General features: G+C 67.2%; 36 protein-coding genes. All 36 read left to right on the top strand.

All coding sequences use genetic code 11. From position 1 onward, the window contains the following. The first annotated feature begins 77 nt into the window (after positions 1-77). The 36 genes from AC07B0_RS10265 to rpsI all read left to right on the top strand — a co-directional run bounded on the left by AC07B0_RS10265 (position 78) and on the right by rpsI (position 23,027). Positions 78-1,268 (top strand): hypothetical protein, encoded by a 1,191-nt coding sequence (locus AC07B0_RS10265; protein ID WP_478897537.1) that lies wholly within the window; start codon positions 78-80, stop codon positions 1,266-1,268. A 468-nt stretch (positions 1,269-1,736) separates the two neighbouring features. Beyond that, positions 1,737-2,045, top strand: a complete 309-nt coding sequence (gene rpsJ, locus AC07B0_RS10260) for a 30S ribosomal protein S10 (RefSeq protein ID WP_003948644.1) — start codon at positions 1,737-1,739, stop codon at positions 2,043-2,045. A 14-nt stretch (positions 2,046-2,059) separates the two neighbouring features. Continuing rightward, the gene (gene rplC / locus AC07B0_RS10255) at positions 2,060-2,704 is read left to right on the top strand and encodes a 50S ribosomal protein L3 (RefSeq protein WP_007265899.1); all 645 of its coding nucleotides are present in this window, start codon (positions 2,060-2,062) and stop codon (positions 2,702-2,704) included. 4 nt (positions 2,705-2,708) lie between these two features. Beyond that, entirely contained in the window at positions 2,709-3,359 is a 651-nt protein-coding gene (gene rplD, locus AC07B0_RS10250; RefSeq protein WP_327254486.1) for a 50S ribosomal protein L4, read from the top strand. Next, entirely contained in the window at positions 3,359-3,682 is a 324-nt protein-coding gene (gene rplW, locus AC07B0_RS10245; RefSeq protein WP_007265901.1) for a 50S ribosomal protein L23, read from the top strand. The genes rplD and rplW overlap by 1 nt, the downstream gene beginning before the upstream one ends. A 39-nt stretch (positions 3,683-3,721) precedes the next feature. After that, positions 3,722-4,558 carry a 50S ribosomal protein L2 gene (gene rplB / locus AC07B0_RS10240; RefSeq protein WP_008739715.1) on the top strand — a complete coding sequence of 279 codons (837 nt, stop codon included), beginning with the start codon at positions 3,722-3,724 and terminating at the stop codon, positions 4,556-4,558. 12 nt (positions 4,559-4,570) lie between these two features. Beyond that, positions 4,571-4,852: a 30S ribosomal protein S19 gene (gene rpsS, locus AC07B0_RS10235; RefSeq protein WP_008739713.1), complete on the top strand. Its 282-nt coding sequence runs from the start codon at positions 4,571-4,573 to the stop codon at positions 4,850-4,852. 43 nt (positions 4,853-4,895) lie between these two features. After that, positions 4,896-5,243: a 50S ribosomal protein L22 gene (gene rplV, locus AC07B0_RS10230; protein WP_007265904.1), complete on the top strand. Its 348-nt coding sequence runs from the start codon at positions 4,896-4,898 to the stop codon at positions 5,241-5,243. Next, complete coding sequence (rpsC, locus tag AC07B0_RS10225; protein WP_008739710.1) at positions 5,243-6,085, top strand: 30S ribosomal protein S3; 843 nt, start codon at positions 5,243-5,245, stop codon at positions 6,083-6,085. The genes rplV and rpsC overlap by 1 nt, the downstream gene beginning before the upstream one ends. A gap of 5 nt (positions 6,086-6,090) precedes the next feature. Next, a complete protein-coding gene (gene rplP / locus AC07B0_RS10220) occupies positions 6,091-6,510 on the top strand; it encodes a 50S ribosomal protein L16 (RefSeq protein WP_030026326.1) in 420 nt (139 codons plus the stop codon). Beyond that, positions 6,510-6,734: a 50S ribosomal protein L29 gene (rpmC, locus tag AC07B0_RS10215; RefSeq protein WP_008739703.1), complete on the top strand. Its 225-nt coding sequence runs from the start codon at positions 6,510-6,512 to the stop codon at positions 6,732-6,734. The genes rplP and rpmC overlap by 1 nt, the downstream gene beginning before the upstream one ends. Beyond that, on the top strand, positions 6,734-7,015 hold the full coding sequence (gene rpsQ, locus AC07B0_RS10210) for a 30S ribosomal protein S17 (protein ID WP_030008467.1): 282 nt from the start codon (positions 6,734-6,736) through the stop codon (positions 7,013-7,015). Before rpmC ends, rpsQ begins: the two co-directional genes overlap by 1 nt. 109 nt (positions 7,016-7,124) lie before the next feature. After that, entirely contained in the window at positions 7,125-7,493 is a 369-nt protein-coding gene (gene rplN / locus AC07B0_RS10205; RefSeq protein WP_008739701.1) for a 50S ribosomal protein L14, read from the top strand. Between the two features lie 2 nt (positions 7,494-7,495). After that, positions 7,496-7,807, top strand: a complete 312-nt coding sequence (gene rplX, locus AC07B0_RS10200; protein WP_150258782.1) for a 50S ribosomal protein L24 — start codon at positions 7,496-7,498, stop codon at positions 7,805-7,807. Next, entirely contained in the window at positions 7,807-8,358 is a 552-nt protein-coding gene (gene rplE, locus AC07B0_RS10195) for a 50S ribosomal protein L5 (RefSeq protein WP_030388859.1), read from the top strand. The genes rplX and rplE overlap by 1 nt, the downstream gene beginning before the upstream one ends. 5 nt (positions 8,359-8,363) lie before the next feature. Continuing rightward, on the top strand, positions 8,364-8,549 hold the full coding sequence (locus tag AC07B0_RS10190) for a type Z 30S ribosomal protein S14 (protein WP_003956452.1): 186 nt from the start codon (positions 8,364-8,366) through the stop codon (positions 8,547-8,549). A 223-nt stretch (positions 8,550-8,772) separates the two neighbouring features. Beyond that, positions 8,773-9,171, top strand: coding sequence for a 30S ribosomal protein S8 (rpsH, locus tag AC07B0_RS10185; RefSeq protein WP_007265911.1), 399 nt, complete (start codon positions 8,773-8,775; stop codon positions 9,169-9,171). A gap of 20 nt (positions 9,172-9,191) precedes the next feature. Continuing rightward, positions 9,192-9,731, top strand: a complete 540-nt coding sequence (rplF, locus tag AC07B0_RS10180) for a 50S ribosomal protein L6 (RefSeq protein ID WP_356871007.1) — start codon at positions 9,192-9,194, stop codon at positions 9,729-9,731. A 2-nt stretch (positions 9,732-9,733) separates the two neighbouring features. Further along, positions 9,734-10,117 (top strand): 50S ribosomal protein L18, encoded by a 384-nt coding sequence (rplR, locus tag AC07B0_RS10175; RefSeq protein WP_030026334.1) that lies wholly within the window; start codon positions 9,734-9,736, stop codon positions 10,115-10,117. Positions 10,118-10,162: 45 nt separating this feature from the next. Continuing rightward, complete coding sequence (gene rpsE, locus AC07B0_RS10170; protein ID WP_267033226.1) at positions 10,163-10,765, top strand: 30S ribosomal protein S5; 603 nt, start codon at positions 10,163-10,165, stop codon at positions 10,763-10,765. After that, a complete protein-coding gene (gene rpmD, locus AC07B0_RS10165) occupies positions 10,765-10,947 on the top strand; it encodes a 50S ribosomal protein L30 (protein WP_053682614.1) in 183 nt (60 codons plus the stop codon). The genes rpsE and rpmD overlap by 1 nt, the downstream gene beginning before the upstream one ends. 1 nt (position 10,948) lies before the next feature. Continuing rightward, the gene (gene rplO, locus AC07B0_RS10160) at positions 10,949-11,404 is read left to right on the top strand and encodes a 50S ribosomal protein L15 (RefSeq protein WP_356871005.1); all 456 of its coding nucleotides are present in this window, start codon (positions 10,949-10,951) and stop codon (positions 11,402-11,404) included. Between the two features lie 187 nt (positions 11,405-11,591). Further along, positions 11,592-12,908, top strand: a complete 1,317-nt coding sequence (gene secY, locus AC07B0_RS10155; RefSeq protein WP_356871003.1) for a preprotein translocase subunit SecY — start codon at positions 11,592-11,594, stop codon at positions 12,906-12,908. Continuing rightward, on the top strand, positions 12,908-13,555 hold the full coding sequence (locus tag AC07B0_RS10150) for an adenylate kinase (protein WP_356871001.1): 648 nt from the start codon (positions 12,908-12,910) through the stop codon (positions 13,553-13,555). The genes secY and AC07B0_RS10150 overlap by 1 nt, the downstream gene beginning before the upstream one ends. 98 nt (positions 13,556-13,653) lie before the next feature. Next, on the top strand, positions 13,654-14,505 hold the full coding sequence (map, locus tag AC07B0_RS10145) for a type I methionyl aminopeptidase (protein WP_356870999.1): 852 nt from the start codon (positions 13,654-13,656) through the stop codon (positions 14,503-14,505). Positions 14,506-14,643: 138 nt separating this feature from the next. Beyond that, positions 14,644-14,865 (top strand): translation initiation factor IF-1, encoded by a 222-nt coding sequence (gene infA, locus AC07B0_RS10140; protein ID WP_003956442.1) that lies wholly within the window; start codon positions 14,644-14,646, stop codon positions 14,863-14,865. 74 nt (positions 14,866-14,939) lie between these two features. Beyond that, the gene (gene rpmJ, locus AC07B0_RS10135) at positions 14,940-15,053 is read left to right on the top strand and encodes a 50S ribosomal protein L36 (protein ID WP_003956441.1); all 114 of its coding nucleotides are present in this window, start codon (positions 14,940-14,942) and stop codon (positions 15,051-15,053) included. A gap of 200 nt (positions 15,054-15,253) precedes the next feature. Next, entirely contained in the window at positions 15,254-15,634 is a 381-nt protein-coding gene (rpsM, locus tag AC07B0_RS10130) for a 30S ribosomal protein S13 (RefSeq protein WP_008739674.1), read from the top strand. Positions 15,635-15,688: 54 nt separating this feature from the next. Beyond that, on the top strand, positions 15,689-16,093 hold the full coding sequence (gene rpsK, locus AC07B0_RS10125; RefSeq protein ID WP_006376016.1) for a 30S ribosomal protein S11: 405 nt from the start codon (positions 15,689-15,691) through the stop codon (positions 16,091-16,093). Between the two features lie 149 nt (positions 16,094-16,242). After that, a complete protein-coding gene (locus AC07B0_RS10120) occupies positions 16,243-17,265 on the top strand; it encodes a DNA-directed RNA polymerase subunit alpha (RefSeq protein WP_008739666.1) in 1,023 nt (340 codons plus the stop codon). A gap of 97 nt (positions 17,266-17,362) precedes the next feature. After that, complete coding sequence (rplQ, locus tag AC07B0_RS10115) at positions 17,363-17,827, top strand: 50S ribosomal protein L17 (protein WP_250751467.1); 465 nt, start codon at positions 17,363-17,365, stop codon at positions 17,825-17,827. Between the two features lie 128 nt (positions 17,828-17,955). Then, on the top strand, positions 17,956-18,807 hold the full coding sequence (gene truA, locus AC07B0_RS10110; protein ID WP_356870996.1) for a tRNA pseudouridine(38-40) synthase TruA: 852 nt from the start codon (positions 17,956-17,958) through the stop codon (positions 18,805-18,807). 44 nt (positions 18,808-18,851) lie between these two features. Continuing rightward, positions 18,852-20,480 (top strand): ABC-F family ATP-binding cassette domain-containing protein, encoded by a 1,629-nt coding sequence (locus tag AC07B0_RS10105; RefSeq protein ID WP_356870994.1) that lies wholly within the window; start codon positions 18,852-18,854, stop codon positions 20,478-20,480. A gap of 65 nt (positions 20,481-20,545) precedes the next feature. After that, on the top strand, positions 20,546-21,796 hold the full coding sequence (locus AC07B0_RS10100) for a glycosyltransferase family 87 protein (RefSeq protein ID WP_356870992.1): 1,251 nt from the start codon (positions 20,546-20,548) through the stop codon (positions 21,794-21,796). A gap of 229 nt (positions 21,797-22,025) precedes the next feature. Then, positions 22,026-22,469 carry a 50S ribosomal protein L13 gene (gene rplM / locus AC07B0_RS10095; RefSeq protein ID WP_073912858.1) on the top strand — a complete coding sequence of 148 codons (444 nt, stop codon included), beginning with the start codon at positions 22,026-22,028 and terminating at the stop codon, positions 22,467-22,469. A gap of 42 nt (positions 22,470-22,511) precedes the next feature. Then, complete coding sequence (rpsI, locus tag AC07B0_RS10090) at positions 22,512-23,027, top strand: 30S ribosomal protein S9 (protein WP_356870990.1); 516 nt, start codon at positions 22,512-22,514, stop codon at positions 23,025-23,027. The last annotated feature ends 5 nt before the right edge of the window (positions 23,028-23,032 follow it).

Here is a 23,032-nt window from a genome sequence, read left to right as displayed (position 1 = left end):
GTGTCGGTGGCGTGTGAGAGGCTCCGCAGCGTAAGGGCGCCGTAAGGGGCGCGGGAACGGCTCGGGGTGGGACAGGCATGGGGCAGCGGGACGACGGCGGGGCGGGCATATCCGACGAGGAGTGGGCCCGGTTCGCCGACCAGGCCGCGGGGGAGCGCGGGGACGCCCCCCAGGAGCCGTCCGCGAGGGCGCGGATGGTGACGGAGCGGCTGCGGCGCGAGGACGCGGAGCGGGAGAGGGCGGCGCGCGGGAGGTTCGGGCGCAGGAGGACCCCGGCCCCGGCGCAGCCGCCGGGCTGGCGGACCGGTCCCGCGTGGCAGGAGATGGAGGGCCGGGGGAGGGGCAAGCGGCGGCTCAAGGCCGCGGGCGCCGTCGTGCTGATCGCGGGGCTGGCCCTGGTCGCGCTGCGGCCGGAGCTGCTCATCGACCGGGTCACGGGGAAGGCGCAGTCCCGCGAGGACGCCAGGAACGCCGCTCCGCTGCCCGCGGAGTCCGCACGGCCCACCGGGGCCCCCGAGGAGCGGTACCCGGACCGGCCGACGCTGAGGGAGCCGTTCCGGGGCTCGCCGGCCGCCCAGTGGGCCGACGGGGCCGCCGGGATCGAGGTACCGCAGGCGCAGTCGGTCGGCGGGGTGTCGAAGGAGGAGGTCGCGGACGCGCTGGCGAAGGCCAAGGAGTTCCTGACCGCGGCCAACCTGGACCCGGCCGTCCTGGCGGGACAGTGGCCGGCCGGGGCGATGTCCCTGCTGGATCCCCGGGACGACCGGACGTCCAAGGACATGACCGAGGCCTACGCGCGGCCCAGCGCCGAGCGCGATCCGCTGAACCTGTTCACCCGGTACGACCCGGCGGAGCTCAAGCCCGTCGGCGACGTGGTCAAGGTCCGGGGCCGGATGTGGGTGGAGGCGGGGAAGGAGCCCGGCCAGGCGTCGGTGAAGTTCGACTACTCCTTCGTCTACCCCTTCGTGAAGCTCAAGGGCAATCCGGAGGACGTCGCGCGGACGATCGTGCGGCGGGAGGGCTCGTTCAGCGCGGTCGACCGGCGCAAGTGGGAGGGGACGCCCGGCAAGCTGTGGATCGAGGAGTACAACGTCGACCTCGCCAACAGCTCCTGTGACCGGTACGACGGCTACCTGCACCCGTCGTTCTTCTCCGACCCGGACGCCGGCGGACCCGAACCGTCCGGAACGCCGGTGGACCCGTACGACCGGTCCAAGCCGGTCAACGACGGATCCGACGGCGGCTGCCGGACCCTTACCCGAAGCTGATCAGCGGCCCCGCCAGGGAGAACCGCCGCGCGCCGCAGTTTGACGTGTCCGCGCGGCGGGGTATTCTCTTCCGCCCGATTGGCCAGGTACGTGTCTCGTATGGCAGACTACTCAAGTTGCTCGGTTGAGTGCCGATGCTGCGCGCCTCCCGCCGGGAGGACCGGAAGCGAGTCCCACAGTACTCGTCGTCCTTAATCTGCCTTTCGGGGCAGCAATGGGGACGGACGTACGGGAATCTTCTGGGAAGTGTCAGCACGGTGCACACCAGGCACTCGGCGGGTGTTTCTCCCCCGACGCGCGGTCCTGGGACCGCACCCCCTTGGAGAGGGAATTTCCGTATGGGAATTTTCTGTAGAGGGAGTGCGACACGCCCGACCGCGTGGGTCGGAGGAAAGACTGCGGGACCCGATCTCGCAGCCGGCCGGGAGCCAGAGCGTTTCCACATACAGACAGGACTACGGAGTAGCCATGGCGGGACAGAAGATCCGCATCCGGCTCAAGGCCTACGACCACGAGGTCATCGATTCCTCGGCGAAGAAGATCGTCGAGACGGTGACGCGCACTGGTGCGTCGGTCGCGGGCCCGGTGCCGCTGCCCACTGAGAAGAACGTGTACTGCGTCATCAAGTCGCCGCACAAGTACAAGGACTCGCGCGAGCACTTCGAGATGCGCACGCACAAGCGCCTGATCGACATCCTCGACCCGACCCCCAAGACCGTTGACTCGCTGATGCGCCTGGACCTTCCGGCCGGCGTTGACATCGAGATCAAGCTCTGAGAGGCGTCGAGAAGATGGCAAAGCAGATCAAGGGCGTCCTGGGCGAGAAGCTCGGCATGACCCAGGTCTGGGACGAGAACAACCGTGTCGTCCCGGTGACCGTGGTCAAGGCCGGACCCTGCGTCGTTACCCAGGTCCGTACGAACGACATCGACGGCTACGAGTCGGTCCAGATCGCCTTCGGCGAGATCGACCCGCGCAAGGTGAACAAGCCCCTCAAGGGCCACTTCGCCAAGGCCGACGTGACCCCCCGCCGCCACCTGGTGGAGCTCCGCACCTCCGACGCCAGCGAGTACACGCTCGGCCAGGAGATCACTGCTGAGGTGTTCGAGTCCGGCGTCAAGGTTGACGTCACGGGCAACAGCAAGGGCAAGGGCTTCGCCGGTGTCATGAAGCGGCACAACTTCCGGGGCCTCGGCGCCGGTCACGGTGTGCAGCGCAAGCACCGCTCCCCCGGTTCGATCGGTGGCTGCGCCACCCCTGGGCGTGTCTTCAAGGGCATGCGCATGGCCGGTCGTATGGGTAACGAGCGCGTCACCACCCAGAACCTGACCATCCACGCGGTTGACGCGGAGAAGGGTCTGCTGCTCATCAAGGGCGCGGTCCCCGGTCCGAACGGCGGCCTCGTCCTGGTCCGTACCGCGGCCAAGGGGGCTTGAGGTAATGAGCACCATTGACATCCTTTCGCCGGCAGGCGACAAGGCCGGTACCGTCGAGCTCCCCGCGGAGATCTTCGACGCGAAGACCAGCGTTCCGCTGATCCACCAGGTCGTTGTCGCCCAGCTGGCTGCTGCCCGTCAGGGCACGCACAAGACCAAGCGTCGTGGCGAAGTCCGTGGTGGTGGCCGCAAGCCGTACCGCCAGAAGGGCACCGGCCGCGCGCGTCAGGGTTCCACCCGTGCGCCGCAGTTCGTCGGCGGTGGCGTCGTCCACGGCCCGCAGCCGCGTGACTACTCCCAGCGGACCCCGAAGAAGATGAAGGCCGCCGCCCTCCGCGGTGCCCTCTCGGACCGTGCGCGTCACTCCCGCATCCACGTCGTCACCGGCGTGGTCGAGGGTGCCGCCTCCACGAAGGCCGCCAAGACGCTGTTCGGCAAGATCTCGGAGCGCAAGAACGTGCTCCTGGTCGTCGAGCGCGCCGACGAGGCCGCGTGGCTGTCCGCCCGCAACCTGCCCCAGGTTCACATCCTGGAGCCGGGCCAGCTGAACACGTACGACGTGATCGTCTCTGACGACGTGGTCTTCACTCAGGCCGCTTTCGAGTCCTTCGTGTCTGGCCCCAAGGCCGATGAGACCGAAGGGAGCGACGCCTGATGTCTGAGGCGACCGTTACCAGCAAGACCTTCACCGACCCGCGCGACCTGCTGATCAAGCCGGTTGTCTCGGAGAAGAGCTACGCGCTGCTGGACGAGAACAAGTACACGTTCATCGTCGCGCCCGGCGCCAACAAGACCCAGATCAAGCAGGCCGTGGAAGCGGTCTTCTCGGTCAAGGTCACCGGGGTCAACACGATCAACCGTCAGGGTAAGCGCAAGCGGACCAAGACCGGTTTCGGCAAGCGTGCGAACACCAAGCGCGCCATCGTGACCCTTGCCGAGGGCAACCGTATCGACATCTTCGGCGGCCAGGCCTCCTAACGGAGGTCTAGTCGTCCGGAATCGGACGAGGACTGAGAAATGGGTATCCGCAAGTACAAGCCGACGACCCCGGGCCGTCGTGGCTCCAGCGTCGCCGACTTTGTCGAGATCACGCGGTCCACGCCGGAGAAGTCGCTGGTTCGCCCCCTGCACAGCAAGGGCGGCCGTAACAACACCGGTCGGATCACCGTTCGCCACCAGGGTGGTGGACACAAGCGCGCCTACCGCGTGATCGACTTCCGTCGTCACGACAAGGACGGCGTGCCGGCCAAGGTCGCGCACATCGAGTACGACCCCAACCGCACCGCGCGCATCGCGCTGCTGCACTACGCCGACGGCGAGAAGCGCTACATCATCGCGCCGAAGGCCCTGAAGCAGGGTGACCGGATTGAGAACGGCCCGACGGCCGACATCAAGCCCGGCAACAACCTGGCGCTCCGCAACATCCCGGTCGGTACCACGATCCACGCGATCGAGCTCCGTCCCGGTGGTGGCGCGAAGTTCGCCCGCTCCGCTGGTGCCTCCGTGCAGCTGCTGGCGAAGGAGGGCACCATGGCCCACCTCCGCATGCCGTCGGGCGAGATCCGTCTCGTCGACGCGCGCTGCCGCGCCACGGTCGGCGAGGTCGGCAACGCCGAGCAGTCGAACATCAACTGGGGCAAGGCCGGCCGTATGCGCTGGAAGGGCGTTCGCCCGTCCGTCCGCGGTGTCGCGATGAACCCGGTTGACCACCCGCACGGTGGTGGTGAGGGCAAGACCAGTGGTGGTCGCCACCCGGTCTCCCCGTGGGGTCAGAAGGAGGGTCGTACTCGCTCGCCGAAGAAGGCTTCGAGCAAGTACATCGTCCGCCGCCGCAAGACGAACAAGAAGCGCTAGGAGCGGGTTTAGATGCCGCGCAGTCTCAAGAAGGGGCCCTTCGTCGACGACCACCTCGTAAAGAAGGTGGACGTCCAGAACGAAGCCGGCACCAAGAACGTCATCAAGACCTGGTCCCGTCGCTCGATGATCATCCCCAGCATGCTGGGTCACACCATCGCGGTGCACAACGGCAAGACCCACGTCCCGGTGTTCGTCACCGAGTCGATGGTCGGCCACAAGCTCGGCGAGTTCTCGCCGACTCGCACCTTCCGCGGCCACGTCAAGGACGACCGGAAGTCGAAGCGCCGCTAAAGGCGGGGTGGTAACGACTATGACTTACACCGAAGGGACAACCATGGAAGCCAGGGCCCAGGCGCGGTACATCCGCGTCACGCCCATGAAGGCCCGCCGAGTGGTGGACCTTATCCGTGGCATGGATGCCACGGAGGCTCAGGCGGTCCTGCGTTTCGCCCCGCAGGCCGCGAGCGTGCCGGTTGGCAAGGTGCTGGACAGCGCCATTGCCAACGCCGCACACAACTACAACCACCCGGACGCCTCCACGCTGGTCATCAGCGAGGCGTACGTGGACGAGGGCCCGACCCTGAAGCGGTTCCGTCCGCGTGCCCAGGGCCGTGCCTACCGGATCCGCAAGCGGACCAGCCACATCACCGTGGTCGTCAGCAGCAAGGAAGGTTCCCGGTAATGGGCCAGAAGGTAAACCCGCACGGGTTCCGGCTCGGCATCACCACCGACTTCAAGTCGCGTTGGTACGCCGACAAGCTGTACAAGGACTACGTCAAGGAAGACGTCGCCATCCGTCGGATGATGACGTCCGGCATGGAGCGCGCCGGCATCTCGAAGGTTGAGATCGAGCGCACCCGTGACCGCGTGCGTGTGGACATCCACACCGCTCGTCCGGGCATCGTCATCGGCCGCCGTGGCGCCGAGGCCGACCGCATCCGCGGTGACCTCGAGAAGCTCACGGGCAAGCAGGTCCAGCTGAACATCCTCGAGGTCAAGAACCCCGAGCTTGACGCTCAGCTGGTTGCCCAGGCCGTTGCCGAGCAGCTCTCCTCCCGCGTCTCCTTCCGTCGTGCCATGCGCAAGAGCATGCAGGGCACGATGAAGGCCGGCGCCAAGGGCATCAAGATCCAGTGTGGCGGCCGTCTCGGCGGCGCCGAGATGTCCCGCTCCGAGTTCTACCGCGAGGGTCGTGTGCCGCTGCACACGCTGCGCGCGAACGTGGACTACGGCTTCTTCGAGGCCAAGACCACCTTCGGCCGTATCGGTGTGAAGGTCTGGATCTACAAGGGCGACGTCAAGAACATCGCCGAGGTTCGCGCCGAGAACGCTGCGGCCCGTGCGGGTAACCGCCCGGCCCGTGGTGCTCAGGGCGCTGGCGACCGTCCCGCCGGCCGTGGTGGCCGTGGTGGCGAGCGCGGCGGCCGTGGTGGCCGCAAGCCGCAGCAGGCTGCTGGTGCCGAGGCCCCCAAGGCCGACGCTCCCGCCGCCGCTCCGGCCGAGAGCACCGGAACGGAGGCCTGACCGACATGCTGATCCCTCGTAGGGTCAAGCACCGCAAGCAGCACCACCCGAAGCGCCGCGGTATGGCCAAGGGCGGTACTGAGGTCTCGTTCGGCGAGTACGGCATCCAGGCGCTGACCCCGGCGTACGTGACGAACCGCCAGATCGAGGCGGCTCGTATTGCGATGACCCGTCACATCAAGCGTGGCGGCAAGGTCTGGATCAACATCTACCCGGACCGTCCGCTCACCAAGAAGCCTGCCGAGACCCGCATGGGTTCCGGTAAGGGTTCTCCCGAGTGGTGGATCGCGAACGTGCACCCGGGCCGGGTCATGTTCGAGCTGTCCTACCCGAACGAGAAGATTGCTCGTGAGGCGCTCACCCGCGCTGCTCACAAGCTTCCGATGAAGTGCCGGATTGTTCGGCGCGAGGCAGGTGAGTCGTGATGGCGACGGGAACCAAGGCGTCCGAGCTGCGTGAGCTCGGCAACGAGGAGCTCGTTGGCAAGCTGCGCGAGGCCAAGGAGGAGCTGTTCAAGCTCCGCTTCCAGGCGGCCACGGGTCAGCTGGAGAACAACGGCCGGCTCAAGTCCGTCCGTAAGGACATCGCTCGCATCTACACCCTGATGCACGAGCGTGAGCTCGGTATCGAGACGGTGGAGAGCGCCTGATGAGCGAGAACAACGTGACTGAGAAGACCGAGCGCGGTTTCCGCAAGACCCGTGAGGGTCTGGTCGTCAGCGACAAGATGGACAAGACCGTCGTCGTCGCCGTCGAGGACCGCGTGAAGCACGCCCTGTACGGCAAGGTCATCCGCCGTACGAACAAGCTCAAGGCGCACGACGAGCAGAACGCTGCCGGCGTCGGCGACCGCGTCCTCATCATGGAGACGCGTCCGCTGTCGGCGAGCAAGCGCTGGCGCATCGTCGAGATCCTCGAGAAGGCCAAGTAATTCGTCCGGGGGGTTTCCCCCGGATTCGTTCCGCCAGGCTCGGTGGGGGCCGCCGCTCTTCGGAGTGTGAGGCCCCCGCCGGGAACCGGCAGACAAACAGGAGATACACGTGATCCAGCAGGAGTCGCGACTGCGTATCGCCGACAACACTGGTGCCAAGGAAATCCTTTGCATCCGTGTTCTCGGTGGTTCCGGTCGCCGCTACGCGGGCATCGGTGACGTCATCGTCGCCACCGTCAAGGACGCGATCCCCGGTGGCAACGTGAAGAAGGGTGACGTCGTCAAGGCGGTCATCGTTCGCACCGTCAAGGAGCGTCGCCGCCAGGACGGCTCGTACATCCGCTTTGACGAGAACGCCGCCGTCATTCTGAAGAACGACGGCGACCCTCGCGGCACCCGTATCTTCGGCCCGGTGGGCCGTGAGCTGCGCGAGAAGAAGTTCATGAAGATCATCTCGCTCGCGCCGGAGGTGCTGTAAGCATGAAGATCAAGAAGGGCGACCTGGTTCAGGTCATCACCGGTAAGGACAAGGGCAAGCAGGGCAAGGTCATCGTTGCCTTCCCCGCTGAGAACCGCGTCCTCGTCGAGGGTGTCAACCGGGTCAAGAAGCACACCAAGGCTGCGCAGAACCAGGCCGGCGGCATCGTGATCACCGAGGCCCCGGTCCACGTGAGCAACGTTCAGCTGGTTGTGGAGAAGGACGGCAAGAAGGTCGTCACCCGCGTCGGCTACCGCTTCGACGACGAGGGCAACAAGATCCGCGTTGCCAAGCGGACGGGTGAGGACATCTGATGGCTACCACTCCGCGTCTCAAGACGAAGTACCGCGAGGACATCGCGGGCAAGCTGCGTGAGGAGTTCTCCTACGAGAACGTCATGCAGATTCCCGGCCTCGTGAAGATCGTGGTCAACATGGGTGTGGGCGACGCCGCCCGCGACTCCAAGCTGATCGACGGCGCCATCAAGGACCTGACGACGATCACCGGTCAGAAGCCGGCCGTCACGAAGGCCCGCAAGTCCATCGCGCAGTTCAAGCTGCGCGAGGGTCAGCCGATCGGCTGCCACGTCACCCTCCGTGGTGACCGCATGTGGGAGTTCCTGGACCGTACGCTGTCGCTCGCGCTGCCGCGTATCCGTGACTTCCGTGGTCTGTCGCCGAAGCAGTTCGACGGCCGTGGCAACTACACCTTCGGTCTCACGGAGCAGGTCATGTTCCACGAGATCGACCAGGACAAGATCGACCGTACCCGGGGTATGGACATCACCGTGGTCACCACGGCGACCAACGACGACGAGGGCCGCGCCCTCCTTCGTCACCTCGGCTTCCCCTTCAAGGAGGCGTAAGCGAGATGGCGAAGAAGGCTCTCATCGCGAAGGCTGCCCGTAAGCCCAAGTTCGGTGTGCGTGCGTACACCCGCTGCCAGCGCTGCGGTCGCCCCCACTCCGTGTACCGCAAGTTCGGCCTGTGCCGCGTGTGCCTTCGTGAGATGGCTCACCGTGGCGAGCTGCCGGGCGTGACCAAGAGCTCCTGGTAATTCCCTCTCGTCCGTAAGGACTTGAGGAGTACCAGGCACTCTCGGTAAGCATCTGGTCGGCGGATGCCCGGCCGCGCATGCCTTAGGCTTGTGTGGTTGGGCGTCCGCCGCCCATAACGACTTACTACGCCGTAGGTCCCCGCACCGCACCCGTCCCGCCTCTGAGTGGGGAGAGGGATGGCGCATACAGGAAACCCCGGCGAGAGAGGCCGAAGGCCACTTCATGACCATGACTGACCCGATCGCAGACATGCTCACGCGTCTGCGTAACGCTAACTCGGCGTACCACGACACCGTCGTGATGCCGCACAGCAAGATCAAGTCGCACATCGCAGAGATCCTCAAGCAGGAGGGTTTCATCACCGGCTGGAAGGTCGAGGACGCCGAGGTCGGCAAGAACCTCGTCCTCGAGCTGAAGTTCGGGCCGAACCGTGAGCGCTCCATCGCGGGCATCAAGCGGATCTCGAAGCCCGGTCTGCGCGTGTACGCGAAGTCCACCAACCTGCCGAAGGTCCTCGGCGGCCTGGGCGTGGCGATCATCTCCACGTCCCACGGTCTCCTGACCGGCCAGCAGGCAGGCAAGAAGGGCGTAGGTGGGGAAGTCCTCGCCTACGTCTGGTAGTCGGGAACGGAGGAAAAGCAATGTCGCGAATCGGCAAGCTCCCCATCCAGGTTCCCGCCGGTGTGGACGTCACCATCGACGGCCAGACGGTCGCAGTGAAGGGCCCCAAGGGCTCCCTCACGCACACCGTCAAGGCGCCGATCGAGATCGTCAAGGGTGAGGAAGGCGTTCTGAACGTCACCCGCCCGAACGACGAGCGTCAGAACAAGGCCCTGCACGGCCTGTCCCGCACGCTGGTGGCGAACATGATCACCGGTGTGACCACGGGGTACGTCAAGGCTCTCGAGATCAGCGGTGTCGGTTACCGCGTCGCCGCGAAGGGCTCCGACCTGGAGTTCCAGCTTGGCTACAGCCACCCGATCCTGATCGAGGCGCCCGAGGGCATCTCGTTCAAGGTCGAGTCGCCCACCAAGTTCTCGGTCGAGGGCATCGACAAGCAGAAGGTCGGCGAGGTCGCCGCCAACATCCGCAAGCTGCGGAAGCCCGACCCGTACAAGGCCAAGGGTGTCAAGTACGCCGGCGAAGTCATCCGCCGCAAGGTCGGAAAGGCTGGTAAGTAGCCATGGCATACGGTGTGAAGATCGCCAAGGGCGACGCGTACAAGCGTGCTGCCAAGGCTCGCCGCCACATCCGCATCCGCAAGAACGTCTCGGGTACGGCGGAGCGTCCGCGCCTCGTCGTGACGCGTTCCAACCGCAACATCGTTGCTCAGGTCATCGACGACCTCCAGGGTCACACCCTGGCGTCGGCGTCGACCCTGGACGCTTCGATCCGCGGTGGCGAAGGCGACAAGAGCGCCCAGGCCCAGGCTGTCGGCGCGCTCGTCGCCGAGCGTGCCAAGGCCGCGGGTGTCGAGACCGTCGTGTTCGACCGCGGTGGCAACCGATACGCCGGGCGCATTGCCGCTCTGGCTGACGCCGCCCGCGAAGCCGGGCTGAAGTTCTAAGCCCCGGTTCCGGGACTCACGGACGTAACAGAGAGAGGTAATCCAATGGCTGGACCCCAGCGCCGCGGAAGCGGTGCCGGTGGCGGCGAGCGGCGGGACCGGAAGGGTCGCGACGGTGGCCCTGCCGCCGAGAAGACCGCTTACGTTGAGCGCGTTGTCGCGATCAACCGCGTCGCCAAGGTTGTCAAGGGTGGTCGCCGCTTCAGCTTCACCGCGCTGGTCGTGGTGGGCGACGGTGACGGCACCGTAGGTGTCGGTTACGGCAAGGCCAAGGAAGTTCCCGCGGCCATCGCCAAGGGTGTCGAGGAAGCCAAGAAGAACTTCTTCAAGGTTCCGCGCATCCAGGGCACCATCCCTCACCCGATCACGGGCGAGCGTGCCGCGGGCGTCGTGCTCCTGAAGCCGGCTTCCCCCGGTACCGGTGTTATCGCCGGTGGTCCGGTGCGCGCCGTTCTGGAGTGCGCCGGCGTTCACGACATCCTGTCGAAGTCGCTCGGCTCTTCGAACGCGATCAACATCGTGCACGCGACCGTGGCGGCCCTCAAGGGCCTGCAGCGTCCCGAGGAGATCGCGGCTCGCCGTGGTCTGCCCCTCGAGGACGTCGCCCCCGCGGCTCTCCTTCGTGCACGTGCCGGGGCGGGTGTCTGATGGCCCGCCTCAAGATCACGCAGACGAAGTCGTACATCGGCAGCAAGCAGAACCACCGCGACACGCTGCGTTCGCTCGGGCTCAAGCGCCTGAACGACGTCGTCGTCAAGGAGGACCGCCCCGAGTTCCGCGGCATGGTGCAGACCGTCCGCCACCTCGTGACGGTTGAGGAGGTTGACTAACATGGCTGAGAGCAGCCCGCTGAAGGCCCACAACCTCCGTCCCGCCCCCGGTGCCAAGACCGCGAAGACCCGTGTCGGTCGTGGTGAGGCGTCGAAGGGTAAGACGGCCGGTCGTGGTACGAAGGGCCAGAAGGCCCGTTACCAGATCCCGCAGCGCTTCGAGGGTGGGCAGATGCCCCTCCACATGCGCCTGCCGAAGCTCAAGGGCTTCAAGAACCCGTTCCGCACCGAGTTCCAGGTCGTGAACCTGGACAAGCTCGGCGCTCTCTACCCCGAGGGTGGAGAAGTCACGGTGGCCGACCTGGTCGCCAAGGGCGCGGTTCGCAAGAACAGCCTCGTCAAGGTCCTGGGCCAGGGCGAGCTCTCCGTGGCGCTGCAGGTTTCGGTTGACGCCGTTTCCGCCTCCGCCAAGGAGAAGATTGCCGCTGCCGGCGGCACCGTCACCGAGCTCGTCTAAGACGAAACTCAGTGACAAATAGCTAGAAACCCGACCGGGGATGCCTCACATATGGGGCATCCCCGGTTGGTCGTTCCACGGGGGGCGCAGTCGCCGGTAAGGTGGCCTGCACCTTTGCTTGTACGTATTCGTCGATCCCTCAGACCGTCACCTCTGACGCAGTAGCGCGGGGGTCGCAGGAGGCACCGTGCTCACCGCGTTCGCCCGGGCGTTCAAGACGCCCGACCTGCGCAAGAAGCTGCTCTTCACGCTCGGCATCATCGTGCTGTATCGGCTCGGGTCCCACATCCCGGTACCCGGCGTGAGCTACAAGAACGTTCAGATCTGTCTCGACCAGATGGGGAATGGCAGCAACAGCCTCTTCGGTCTGGTCAACATGTTCAGCGGCGGTGCGCTGCTGCAGATCACGATCTTCGCGCTCGGCATCATGCCCTACATCACGGCGAGCATCATCCTGCAGCTGCTGACCGTGGTCATCCCGAAGCTGGAGAACCTCAAAAAAGAGGGTCAGTCCGGCACGGCGAAGATCACTCAGTACACGCGCTATTTGACGGTCGCACTCGCGATCCTGCAGGGCACCGGTCTCGTCGCCACCGCCCGCACGGGTGCCCTCTTCGGGGCCTGCCCGGTCGCTCGTGAGATCGTCCCGGACCGGTCGATCTTCACCACAGTCGTCATGGTGCTGACCATGACCGCCGGTACTTGTGTCGTCATGTGGCTCGGTGAGCTCATCACCGACCGCGGCATCGGCAACGGCATGTCGATCCTGATGTTCATCTCGATCGCCGCCGGCTTCGTCGGTTCCCTGTGGACCATCAAGCTCCAGGGCAAGATCGCTGGAGGCTGGGTCGAGTTCGGCGTGGTCATCCTCGTCGGTCTCGCCATGGTGGCCCTGGTGGTCTTCGTCGAGCAGGCGCAGCGCCGCATCCCGGTGCAGTACGCGAAGCGCATGATCGGCCGCCGTGCCTACGGCGGTACCTCTACCTACATCCCGCTCAAGGTGAACCAGGCCGGTGTCATCCCGGTCATCTTCGCCTCGTCGCTGCTGTACATCCCGGCCCTGATCGTGCAGTTCAGCGGCTCGACCGCGGGCTGGGCGACCTGGATCCAGAAGCACTTCGTCAAGGGCGACCACCCGTACTACATCGCCGTCTACTTCCTCCTGATCGTCTTCTTCGCGTTCTTCTACGTGGCGATCTCGTTCAACCCCGAGGAAGTTGCCGACAACATGAAGAAGTATGGTGGCTTCATCCCGGGCATCCGCGCCGGCCGGCCTACCGCCGAGTACCTGAGCTACGTACTCAACCGGATCACCTGGCCCGGCTCGCTGTACCTGGGTCTGATCGCTCTCGTGCCGACAATGGCGTTGGCGGGCTTCGGGGCGAACCAGAACTTCCCGTTCGGCGGGACGAGCATCCTCATCATCGTGGGTGTGGGTCTGGAAACCGTGAAGCAGATCGAGAGCCAGCTCCAGCAGCGCAATTACGAAGGGTTCCTCCGCTGATGCGAATCGTCCTCGTCGGACCGCCCGGTGCGGGCAAGGGCACGCAGGCCGCGTTCCTTGCCAAGAACCTGTCCATCCCGCACATCTCCACGGGCGACCTGTTCCGGGCCAACATCAGCCAGGGCACCGACCTCGGCCGGCGTGCGAAGGCGTTCATGGACGCCGGTGACCTCGTCCCCGACGAGATCACCATCGGCATGGCCAAGGACCGCATGGAGCAGCCGGACGCCGCGAACGGCTTCCTGCTCGACGGCTTCCCGCGCAACGTCTCCCAGGCGCAGGCGCTCGACGCCATGCTGACGTCCGCGGGCATGAAGCTGGACGCCGTCCTCGACCTGGAGGTCGAGGAGGACGAGGTCGTCAAGCGCATCGCCGGCCGCCGGACCTGCCGCAACGACTCGGCGCACGTCTTCCACGTGCTGTACGCCCCGCCGAAGACCGAGGGTGTCTGCGACACCTGCGGGGGCGAGCTGTACCAGCGCGGGGACGACTCCGAGGCCACGGTGCGCAACCGGCTGGAGGTCTACCACACGCAGACCGAGCCGATCATCGACTACTACAAGGCCCAGGGCCTGCTGGTGACGATCTCGGCCCTCGGTGAGGTCGCCGACGTCACGAAGCGCGCGATGGAAGCCCTCAAGAAGTAGTCCCCTGCTGTTCGTAGTGCGGGTACGGCCGCGGTGTCCCCTGGGCATCGCGGCCGTACTGTTGAGAAGACCCGGTTTCGAAGGTGGAAGGCCCGTTCATGGTTCAGATCAAGACCCCCGAGCAGATCGCGAAGATGCGCGAGGCAGGGCTGGTCGTCGCCGCGATCCACGCGGCGACCCGTGAGGCCGCGGTGCCGGGCTCCACCACGCGGGATCTGGACATGGTGGCGCGCAAGGTCATCGCGGACGCCGGAGCCAAGTCGAACTTCCTCGGCTACGGCGGTTTCCCCGCGACGATCTGCACCTCCGTGAACGAGGTCGTCGTCCACGGCATCCCGGACGACAAGACGGTCCTCAAGGACGGCGACATCATCTCCATCGACGCCGGTGCCATCGTGGACGGCTGGCACGGTGACGCGGCCTACACGGCCTTCGTGGGCACCGGGCACGCACCGGAGCTGGTCGAGCTCTCCCGGGTCACCGAGGAGTCGATGTGGGCCGGCATCGCGGCGATGAAGCTCGGCAACCGCCTGGTCGACATCTCGAAGGCGATCGAGACGTACATCAAGCGCCAGCCGCGTCCCACGACGGGTGAGCACAGCCTCGGCAAGTTCGGGATCATCGAGGACTACGGCGGCCACGGCATCGGTTCCGAGATGCACATGGACCCGCACCTGCTGAACTACGTCTCGCGCAAGCGGGGCAAGGGCATCAAGCTCGTCCCGGGCCTGTGCCTGGCGATCGAGCCCATGGTCTCCCTGGGCACCGCCCAGACGGAGGTCCTGGCCGACGACTGGACGGTCATCACGACGGACGGCACCTGGTCCTCGCACTGGGAGCACTCCATCGCGCTGACCGAGGCCGGCCCCATCGTCCTGACCAGCCCGGACTGCGGCAAGGCGAAGCTGGCGGAGTACGGGGTCACCACGGCTCCGGACCCCCTGGCGTAATGATCTACACTCTGGGGCAAACTTTCCGGATTCGTCTTTCTGGGTGCCCTGACGTAGACTGACTCGTCGGCTCTCGTGCACTTCCATGCCTGCATGGGGCGCGAGGCCGATCAAGGTAGCCGATTCGAAAGGCGAAGCGTGGCCAAGAAGCAAGGTGCCATCGAAATCGAGGGCACCGTGATCGAGTCCCTCCCGAACGCGATGTTCAAGGTGGAACTCCAGAACGGTCACAAGGTCCTCGCGCACATCAGCGGCAAGATGCGCATGCACTACATCCGCATCCTCCCTGATGACCGGGTCGTCGTGGAGCTGTCTCCGTACGACCTCACGCGTGGCCGGATCGTCTACCGATACAAGTAGATCTTGTCTTCACTCCCGTCTGGGCGTCTTGTCCCGGCGCGGGTGGTGGCACTGACCCGGAGAACCTCACCAACATGAAGGTCAAGCCGAGCGTCAAGAAGATCTGCGACAAGTGCAAGGTGATCCGCCGTCACGGTCGGGTCATGGTCATCTGCGACAACCTGCGCCACAAGCAGCGCCAGGGCTGACGCACGCCGACCGACCTGCCTTCCGCAGTTCTTCGCGCGACGTAAGAAAACGTACATACGCAGAACCCGCCCAGCCCTGCGAGGGGCCGGCGGTACCTCCGGCGGGGGCCGGGGACCCGGACGTACCACTCACCCACTCAGGGTGGTCGGCGGTCGGGGTCGGTTCTGCTGAAGACCCCCGAACACACAGGAGCCATTGAATGGCACGCGTTTCCGGTGTTGACATCCCGCGCGAAAAGCGCGTGGAGATCGCACTCACCTACGTCTTCGGTGTCGGTCGCACCCGGTCCAAGGAGATCCTTGCGGCCACGGGCGTGAACCCCGACACCCGCGTTCGTGACCTGGCCGAAGAGGACCTGGTCAAGATCCGCGAGTACGTGGACGCCAACCTCCGCACCGAGGGTGACCTCCGCCGCGAGATCCAGGCCGACATCCGCCGCAAGGTCGAGATCCAGTGCTACCAGGGTATCCGCCACCGTCGCGGCCTCCCGGTGCACGGTCAGCGCACCAGCACGAACGCCCGTACCCGCAAGGGTCCGCGTCGCGCGATCGCCGGTAAGAAGAAGCCGGGCAAGAAGTAGTCCTGTTCAGCGGTCTTGCGCTGTAGGACCGACCACCTCCCGTAGGAGAAATAGATGCCCCCCAAGGGTCGTCAGGGCGCTGCCAAGAAGGTGCGCCGCAAGGAAAAGAAGAACGTCGCTCACGGGCACGCCCACATCAAGAGCACGTTCAACAACACGATCGTCTCGATCACGGACCCCGCGGGCAACGTGATCTCCTGGGCCTCCGCCGGCCACGTCGGCTTCAAGGGCTCGCGCAAGTCCACCCCCTTCGCCGCGCAGATGGCCGCCGAGTCGGCCGCCCGTCGCGCGCAGGAGCACGGCATGCGCAAGGTCGACGTCTTCGTCAAGGGTCCCGGCTCCGGCCGTGAGACCGCGATCCGCTCCCTCCAGGCCACCGGCCTCGAGGTCGGCTCGATCCAGGACGTCACCCCCACCCCGCACAACGGCTGCCGTCCGCCGAAGCGCCGCCGCGTCTGACGCAGCGGACGCACCTGTGCGTCTTTGAGTGTCCGGGCGGTACGAACCCCTCGCGGGGGACGTGCCGCCCGTACCCTTGTAGTCCGCAGCACCACGCTGCACCCGTCGGGCGTCAAATAGTGGGCGTCCACGAATGAAGGAACACAGACATGCTTATCGCTCAGCGTCCTTCGCTGACCGAAGAGGTCGTCGACGAGTACCGCTCGCGGTTCGTGATCGAGCCGCTGGAGCCGGGCTTCGGCTACACCCTCGGCAACTCCCTGCGCCGCACCCTGCTCTCCTCGATCCCGGGTGCCGCCGTCACCAGCATCCGCGTGGACGGCGTGCTGCACGAGTTCACCACCGTGCCGGGTGTCAAGGAAGACGTCACCGACATCATCCTCAACATCAAGCAGCTGGTCGTCTCCTCGGAGCACGACGAGCCGGTCGTGATGTACCTGCGCAAGCAGGGTCCCGGCCTGGTCACCGCCGCCGACATCGCGCCCCCGGCCGGTGTCGAGGTGCACAACCCGGACCTGGTCCTCGCCACGCTCAACGGCAAGGGCAAGCTGGAGATGGAGCTGACCGTCGAGCGCGGCCGCGGCTACGTCTCCGCCGTCCAGAACAAGCAGCTGGGCCAGGAGATCGGCCGCATCCCGATCGACTCGATCTACAGCCCGGTCCTCAAGGTCACCTACAAGGTCGAGGCGACCCGAGTCGAGCAGCGCACCGACTTCGACAAGCTGATCGTCGACGTCGAGACCAAGCAGGCCATGCGCCCGCGCGACGCCATGGCGTCCGCCGGCAAGACCCTGGTCGAGCTGTTCGGTCTGGCCCGCGAGCTCAACATCGACGCCGAGGGCATCGACATGGGCCCCTCGCCGACGGACGCGGCCCTGGCCGCCGACCTGGCGCTGCCGATCGAGGAGCTGGAGCTCACGGTCCGCTCCTACAACTGCCTCAAGCGCGAGGGCATCCACTCCGTGGGTGAGCTCGTGGCGCGTTCCGAGGCCGACCTGCTCGACATCCGCAACTTCGGTGCGAAGTCGATCGACGAGGTCAAGGCGAAGCTGGCCGGCATGGGCCTGGCGCTCAAGGACAGCCCGCCCGGATTCGACCCGACCGCCGCCGCCGACGCCTTCGGCGCCGACGACGACGCGGACGCCGGTTTCGTCGAGACCGAGCAGTACTGAGCCTCGGCTCGCAGCACAGACTTTCCCGCGGCGTCCGCCTCGGGGGAACTGACACCGGTACCTGACACGGCCGGTGCAGATATGAAGGAGTAACACCATGCCGCGTCCCGCAAAGGGTGCCCGTCTGGGCGGCAGCGCCGCGCACGAGAAGCACCTCCTCGCGAACCTCGCGAAGTCGCTCTTCGAGCACGGCCGCATCACCACCACCGAGGCCAAGGCCCGTCGCCTGCGTCCCTACGCCGAGCGTCTGGTCACCAAGGCCAAGAAGGGCGACATCCACAACCGTCGCCTGGTGCTGCAGACGATCACGGACAAGAGCATCGTGCACACGCTGTTCACCGAGATCGCCCCGCGCTACGAGAACCGCCCCGGTGGTTACACGCGCATCACCAAGATCGGCAACCGTCGTGGCGACAACGCCCCGATGGCGGTCATCGAGCTGGTCGAGGCCCTGACGGTCGCCCAGCAGGCCACTGGTGAGGCCGAGGCCGCCACCAAGCGCGCCGTGAAGGAGGCGGAGGCCGCCGAGGCTCCCGCCGCCGAGGAGACCAAGGAGGCCTGATCCCCTCCGGGATCACGCCGAACGGCTCTGAACGGGCCCGCCCCCTTCCCGGGGCGGGCCCGTTCCCGCTTTCTCCCGGGAACACAGCCCGGGAACGCAGCCCTGGAACCCCTGAGAGGATCGGTCACGTGAGTGACGAGGTGGAGCCCGGGCACGTCCGGGTGCGGCTGGACCTGTCGTACGACGGCAAGGACTTCTCCGGCTGGGCGAAGCAGCGCGTGCTGCGGACCGTGCAGGGCGAGCTGGAGTCCGCCCTGCAGACCGTGATGCGGCTCCCGGACCCGGTCGAGCTGACCGTCGCCGGACGCACGGACGCCGGGGTGCACGCCCGCGGGCAGGTCGCGCAGTTCGACCTCGCCGAGGAGGTGTGGGCCGAGCACCACGACAAGCTGCTGCGCCGCCTCGCCGGACGCCTCCCGCACGACGTACGGGTCTGGCGGGCCGCCGAGGCCCCCGAGGGCTTCAACGCGCGCTTCTCGGCGATCTGGCGCCGCTACGCCTACCGCGTCGGGGACCACCAGGCCGGCGTGGACCCGCTGCGCCGCGGGCACGTCCTGTGGCACCAGTGGCCGCTCGACGTGGACGCCATGAACGAGGCCGCCGCCGCGCTGCTCGGCGAGCACGACTTCGCCGCGTACTGCAAGAAGCGCGAGGGCGCCACGACCATCCGTACGCTCCAGCAGCTCAGCTGGGAGCGGGCCGAGGACGGCATCGTCACCGCGACCGTCCGCGCCGACGCCTTCTGCCACAACATGGTGCGCTCCCTCGTGGGCGCCCTGCTGCACGTCGGCGACGGGCACCGGCCCGTCGAGTGGCCCGGCCGGATCCTGGCCGCCGGCGTACGGGACTCCTCGGTGCACGTGGTGAAGCCGCACGGGCTCACCCTGGAGGAGGTCGGCTACCCCGCCGACGAGCTGCTGGCCGCCCGCAGCAAGGAAGCGCGCAACGTACGCACCCTGCCGGGAGCCGGCTGCTGCTGAGGGGCCGCTTATCCGTTTGGGCGGATCGCCGGGGGACCGGGACAATGCCCGGCATGGGACATCTCGAAGCCAGCCACCTGGAGTACTACCTTCCCGACGGGCGGGTCCTGCTCCCCGACGTCTCCTTCCGCGTGGGGGAGGGCTCGGTGGTCGCCCTGGTGGGGGCGAACGGGGCCGGCAAGACCACCCTGCTCAAGCTGATCTCCGGCGAGCTCCAGCCGCACGGCGGCGGCGTCGCCATCAGCGGCGGCCTCGGCGTGATGTCGCAGTTCGTGGGCTCGGTCCGGGACGAGACGACCGTACGGGACCTGCTGGTGTCGGTGTCCCAGCCGCGGATCCGGGAGGCCGCCAAGGCCGTCGACCGGGCCGAGCACCTCATCCTCACCGTCGACGACGAGGCCGCGCAGATGGCGTACGCGCAGGCGCTGAGCGACTGGGCCGACGTCCAGGGGTACGAGGCGGAGACCCTGTGGGACGTCTGCACCATGGCCGCCCTGGCCATCCCGTACGACAGTGCCCAGTACCGCGAGGTGCGCACGCTGTCGGGCGGTGAGCAGAAGCGGCTCGTCCTGGAGGCGCTGCTGCGCGGGCCGGACGAGGTGCTGCTGCTCGACGAGCCGGACAACTACCTGGACGTCCCCGGCAAGCGGTGGCTGGAGGAGCAGCTGGCGGCGACCCGCAAGACCGTGCTCTTCGTGTCGCACGACCGGGAGCTGCTCACCCAGGCCGCCGAGAAGATCATCAGCCTGGAGGCGAGCCCGACCGGCAGCGACGTGTGGGTGCACGGTGCCGGTTTCGCCACCTACCACGAGGCCCGCAAGGAGCGCTTCGCGCGCTTCGAGGAGCTCAAGCGGCGCTGGGACGAGGAGCACGCCCGGCTGAAGGCCCTGGTGCTGCGGCTGCGCAACCAGGCCGCGAGCAGCCCCGACATGGCCTCGCGGTACCGGGCGATGCAGACCCGCTTCCAGAAGTTCGAGGAGGCCGGGCCGCCGCCGGAGCCGCCGCGTGAGCAGGACATCCGGATGCGGCTCAAGGGCGGGCGTACGGGCGTGCGCGCGCTGACCGTGGAGAACCTGGAGCTGACCGGCCTGATGAAGCCGTTCTCGCTGGAGGTCTTCTACGGGGAGCGGGTCGCGGTGCTCGGTTCGAACGGTTCCGGCAAGTCGCACTTCCTGCGGCTGCTGGCGGGCGAGGACGTCAAGCACACGGGCGAGTGGAAGCTGGGCGCTCGGGTGCTGCCCGGGCACTTCGCGCAGACCCACGCCCACCCGGAGCTGTTCGGCCGCACGCTCGTCGACATCCTGTGGACGGAGGCGGCGAAGCCGCTCGGCGCGGCGATGGGCGCGCTGCGCCGCTACGAGCTGGAGCGGCAGGGGGACCAGCCCTTCGAGAAGCTCTCGGGCGGTCAGCAGGCACGTTTCCAGATCCTGCTGCTGGAGCTGGCCGGAACCACGGCGCTGCTGCTGGACGAGCCGACGGACAACCTCGACCTGGAATCGGCGGAGGCCTTGCAGGACGGGCTGGAGTCCTACGACGGCACCGTGCTCTGCGTCACCCACGACCGCTGGTTCGCGCGCACATTTGACCGTTACCTGGTCTTCGGTTCGGACGGTGTTGTGCGGGAGACTCAGGAACCCGTCTGGGACGAACGTAGGGTCGAGCGCAAGCGCTAGGGGGCGACCACCTCCTTCGCGGCCGAGGGGGAGGCGTTGTGGGGCTGCGGCCTAGCATCTGGCTCATGAGGTGGGACCGTCCGTCGGCCGGGGAGCGGCGGACCGCCTGGCTGCTGAAGCCGGCGCCCCGGTCGCTCTGGGCGGTCTCCCTCGCGGTCGTCCTGACCGTGTCGGTGTCGACGAGCCTGCGGTCGAACTGGGGCTCCGACAACGCCTTCGTCGTCAAGGCGGCCGAGGCCCTGCTGGACGGCGTCTCCCCGTACGAGGACAAGCGCTTCCTGTACCTGCCGAGTGCCGTGATCATGGCCGTGCCGGAGGCGCTGGTGCCGCGGGAGGTGCTGCGCTGGCTGCTGCCGGCGGGGATCTCGGGGCTGGTCGCGGTCGGGTGGGCGGCCGCGTTGCGGCTGTTCGCGGTGCCGCTGCGGTCCCGGCTGGCGGTGGGCGGCTTCGGGCTGTTCGCGCTGCTCTACAAGCCGTACCTGAACGTCGTGCTGATCGGGAACTGGACGGCGATCTCCGCGGCCGCCCTGCCCGTGGCGCTGCTGCTGGCGCACCGGCGCTCCTGGGGGGCGGCCGGGCTGGTGGTGGGGCTGGCGATCGCCTGCAAGCCGATGCTGGTGCCGGTCGGGCTGCTCTTCGTCCTGGCCCGGCAGTGGCGGGGACTGGCGGTGGCGGTGCTGGTGCCGGTGGGGATGTCGCTGGCGGGGGCGCTGCTGATGCCGAGCCCGACGCTGTTCTTCACCAAGACGCTGCCCTTCCTCTTCCAGGGGCAGGACTCCTACGCGCTGCCGTGGGACGCCTCCCCGATCGCGGTGCTGCCGCGGCTGGGGGTGCCGACGCAGGTGGCGGTGCTGCTGGCCTTCGCGGGGGCGGCGGGCGGGCTGTGGGCGGCGTGGACGCGGTGGCGGCGGCCCGACGAGGACGCGGGGGAGCTGCGGCTGGTGGAGACGTCCTGCATGGTGATGCTCGCCGCATTCCTGGTCTCCCGTCCGTCCTTCGACCACTACCTGCTGGTGGTGCTCCCGCTGCTGCTCGCGTCGGGGGTGCGGCCGGGGTCGATGCCCCGCTCTCCCTGGTTCTGGCTGGCCCTGGTGCCCCAGTCGGGGCTGGTCCCGTGGCCCTCGGAGCTGGCCCGGAAGCGGCGCGCCTTCAGGGACTGCGCCACCCTGTGCGGGCTCGCGGTTCTGCTGGCGCGTCGTGCGTTGCGCTCCGGTGGGGTTACTCTGGACCCCGTAACAACTGCGGGGTCCCCACCCAGGACCGAACCGGAGTGCGCCGCGACGCCAGCAGAATCGGCATCGCGGACCGCGTTTTGACCCGTACGGGTCTGCTGGGTATCCTGCTGGTTTGTTATGCGTATTGGCTTTCTCATTCTCACGTGAAAGGCCTTGCGCCGGTCCACCGGACCGATGACCAGCAGTTCGCGCGGGTTGCGTCCCCGCTGTGAACGAGGGCTGTCGTGATCGTCCGTGGTGACCCTGTCAGGACCTTCCCGTGGGGCTTGCGCCCTTGGGATACCACCACTGAAGAAGCGAAGGCATACGCGTGCGTACGTTCAGCCCCAAGCCCGGCGACATCTCGCGCCAGTGGCTCGTCATCGACGCCCAGGACGTTGTCCTCGGCCGTCTGGCGACCCAGGCCGCTGCCCTCCTGCGGGGTAAGCACAAGCCGACCTACGCCCCCCACATGGACATGGGCGACTTCGTCATCATCGTCAACGCCGACAAGGTTCACCTGTCCGGCAACAAGGCGACCCAGAAGATGGCGTACCGCCACTCGGGTTACCCGGGCGGTCTCCGTTCGGTGCGCTACGACGACCTCCTGGCGAACAACCCGGAGAAGGCCGTCGAGAAGGCCATCAAGGGCATGCTCCCCAAGAACACCCTGGGCCGTCAGATGCTCTCGAAGCTGAAGGTCTACTCGGGCGACCAGCACCCCCACGCTGCCCAGCAGCCGGTGCCGTTCGAGATCACCCAGGTCGCGCAGTAGTTCCGGCCACCCCCTAAGACGTAGAAAATTCTGAGGAGCATCGTGGCCGAGACCACCGCCGAGACCCCCGTCGAAGAGTTCGAGGGCGTCGAGGAGTACACCACCGAGTCCGAGGTTGCGCCCGAGGGCGACTACACCTCCGAGTCGCTTGCCGGTCGCTTCGGTGACCCCCAGCCGGCCGCCGGCCTGGGCCGTCGCAAGAACGCCATCGCCCGCGTCCGGATCGTTCCGGGCACCGGCAAGTGGAAGATCAACGGTCGCACCCTTGAGGACTACTTCCCCAACAAGGTGCACCAGCAGGAAGTCAACGAGCCCTTCAAGCTCCTGGAGCTTGACGGCCGCTACGACGTCATCGCCCGCATCTCGGGTGGCGGCGTCTCCGGCCAGGCCGGTGCCCTGCGCCTCGGTGTCGCCCGTGCGCTGAACGAGGCGGACGTCGACAACAACCGCCCGGCGCTGAAGAAGGCCGGCTTCCTCTCCCGCGACGACCGTGCGGTCGAGCGCAAGAAGGCCGGTCTCAAGAAGGCCCGTAAGGCTCCGCAGTACAGCAAGCGTTAATCTGC

The sequence above is a fragment of the Streptomyces sp. NPDC044704 genome (assembly GCF_056433525.1).
This window is presented reverse-complemented; position numbering and strand designations above follow the sequence as displayed.

Excerpts from the sequence above, each read along its gene's own strand:
- AC07B0_RS10265 (WP_478897537.1), top strand. The coding sequence starts at position 78 with ATGGGGCAGCGGGACGACGGCGGGGCGGGCATATCCGACGAGGAGTGG.
- rpsJ (WP_003948644.1), top strand. The coding sequence starts at position 1,737 with ATGGCGGGACAGAAGATCCGCATCCGGCTCAAGGCCTACGACCACGAG.
- rplC (WP_007265899.1), top strand. The coding sequence starts at position 2,060 with ATGGCAAAGCAGATCAAGGGCGTCCTGGGCGAGAAGCTCGGCATGACC.
- rplD (WP_327254486.1), top strand. The coding sequence starts at position 2,709 with ATGAGCACCATTGACATCCTTTCGCCGGCAGGCGACAAGGCCGGTACC.
- rplW (WP_007265901.1), top strand. The coding sequence starts at position 3,359 with ATGTCTGAGGCGACCGTTACCAGCAAGACCTTCACCGACCCGCGCGAC.
- rplB (WP_008739715.1), top strand. The coding sequence starts at position 3,722 with ATGGGTATCCGCAAGTACAAGCCGACGACCCCGGGCCGTCGTGGCTCC.
- rpsS (WP_008739713.1), top strand. The coding sequence starts at position 4,571 with ATGCCGCGCAGTCTCAAGAAGGGGCCCTTCGTCGACGACCACCTCGTA.
- rplV (WP_007265904.1), top strand. The coding sequence starts at position 4,896 with ATGGAAGCCAGGGCCCAGGCGCGGTACATCCGCGTCACGCCCATGAAG.
- rpsC (WP_008739710.1), top strand. The coding sequence starts at position 5,243 with ATGGGCCAGAAGGTAAACCCGCACGGGTTCCGGCTCGGCATCACCACC.
- rplP (WP_030026326.1), top strand. The coding sequence starts at position 6,091 with ATGCTGATCCCTCGTAGGGTCAAGCACCGCAAGCAGCACCACCCGAAG.
- rpmC (WP_008739703.1), top strand. The coding sequence starts at position 6,510 with ATGGCGACGGGAACCAAGGCGTCCGAGCTGCGTGAGCTCGGCAACGAG.
- rpsQ (WP_030008467.1), top strand. The coding sequence starts at position 6,734 with ATGAGCGAGAACAACGTGACTGAGAAGACCGAGCGCGGTTTCCGCAAG.
- rplX (WP_150258782.1), top strand. The coding sequence starts at position 7,496 with ATGAAGATCAAGAAGGGCGACCTGGTTCAGGTCATCACCGGTAAGGAC.
- rplE (WP_030388859.1), top strand. The coding sequence starts at position 7,807 with ATGGCTACCACTCCGCGTCTCAAGACGAAGTACCGCGAGGACATCGCG.
- AC07B0_RS10190 (WP_003956452.1), top strand. The coding sequence starts at position 8,364 with ATGGCGAAGAAGGCTCTCATCGCGAAGGCTGCCCGTAAGCCCAAGTTC.
- rpsH (WP_007265911.1), top strand. The coding sequence starts at position 8,773 with ATGACCATGACTGACCCGATCGCAGACATGCTCACGCGTCTGCGTAAC.
- rplF (WP_356871007.1), top strand. The coding sequence starts at position 9,192 with ATGTCGCGAATCGGCAAGCTCCCCATCCAGGTTCCCGCCGGTGTGGAC.
- rplR (WP_030026334.1), top strand. The coding sequence starts at position 9,734 with ATGGCATACGGTGTGAAGATCGCCAAGGGCGACGCGTACAAGCGTGCT.
- rpsE (WP_267033226.1), top strand. The coding sequence starts at position 10,163 with ATGGCTGGACCCCAGCGCCGCGGAAGCGGTGCCGGTGGCGGCGAGCGG.
- rpmD (WP_053682614.1), top strand. The coding sequence starts at position 10,765 with ATGGCCCGCCTCAAGATCACGCAGACGAAGTCGTACATCGGCAGCAAG.
- rplO (WP_356871005.1), top strand. The coding sequence starts at position 10,949 with ATGGCTGAGAGCAGCCCGCTGAAGGCCCACAACCTCCGTCCCGCCCCC.
- AC07B0_RS10150 (WP_356871001.1), top strand. The coding sequence starts at position 12,908 with ATGCGAATCGTCCTCGTCGGACCGCCCGGTGCGGGCAAGGGCACGCAG.
- map (WP_356870999.1), top strand. The coding sequence starts at position 13,654 with ATGGTTCAGATCAAGACCCCCGAGCAGATCGCGAAGATGCGCGAGGCA.
- rpmJ (WP_003956441.1), top strand. The coding sequence starts at position 14,940 with ATGAAGGTCAAGCCGAGCGTCAAGAAGATCTGCGACAAGTGCAAGGTG.
- rpsM (WP_008739674.1), top strand. The coding sequence starts at position 15,254 with ATGGCACGCGTTTCCGGTGTTGACATCCCGCGCGAAAAGCGCGTGGAG.
- rpsK (WP_006376016.1), top strand. The coding sequence starts at position 15,689 with ATGCCCCCCAAGGGTCGTCAGGGCGCTGCCAAGAAGGTGCGCCGCAAG.
- AC07B0_RS10120 (WP_008739666.1), top strand. The coding sequence starts at position 16,243 with ATGCTTATCGCTCAGCGTCCTTCGCTGACCGAAGAGGTCGTCGACGAG.
- rplQ (WP_250751467.1), top strand. The coding sequence starts at position 17,363 with ATGCCGCGTCCCGCAAAGGGTGCCCGTCTGGGCGGCAGCGCCGCGCAC.
- AC07B0_RS10105 (WP_356870994.1), top strand. The coding sequence starts at position 18,852 with ATGCCCGGCATGGGACATCTCGAAGCCAGCCACCTGGAGTACTACCTT.
- AC07B0_RS10100 (WP_356870992.1), top strand. The coding sequence starts at position 20,546 with ATGAGGTGGGACCGTCCGTCGGCCGGGGAGCGGCGGACCGCCTGGCTG.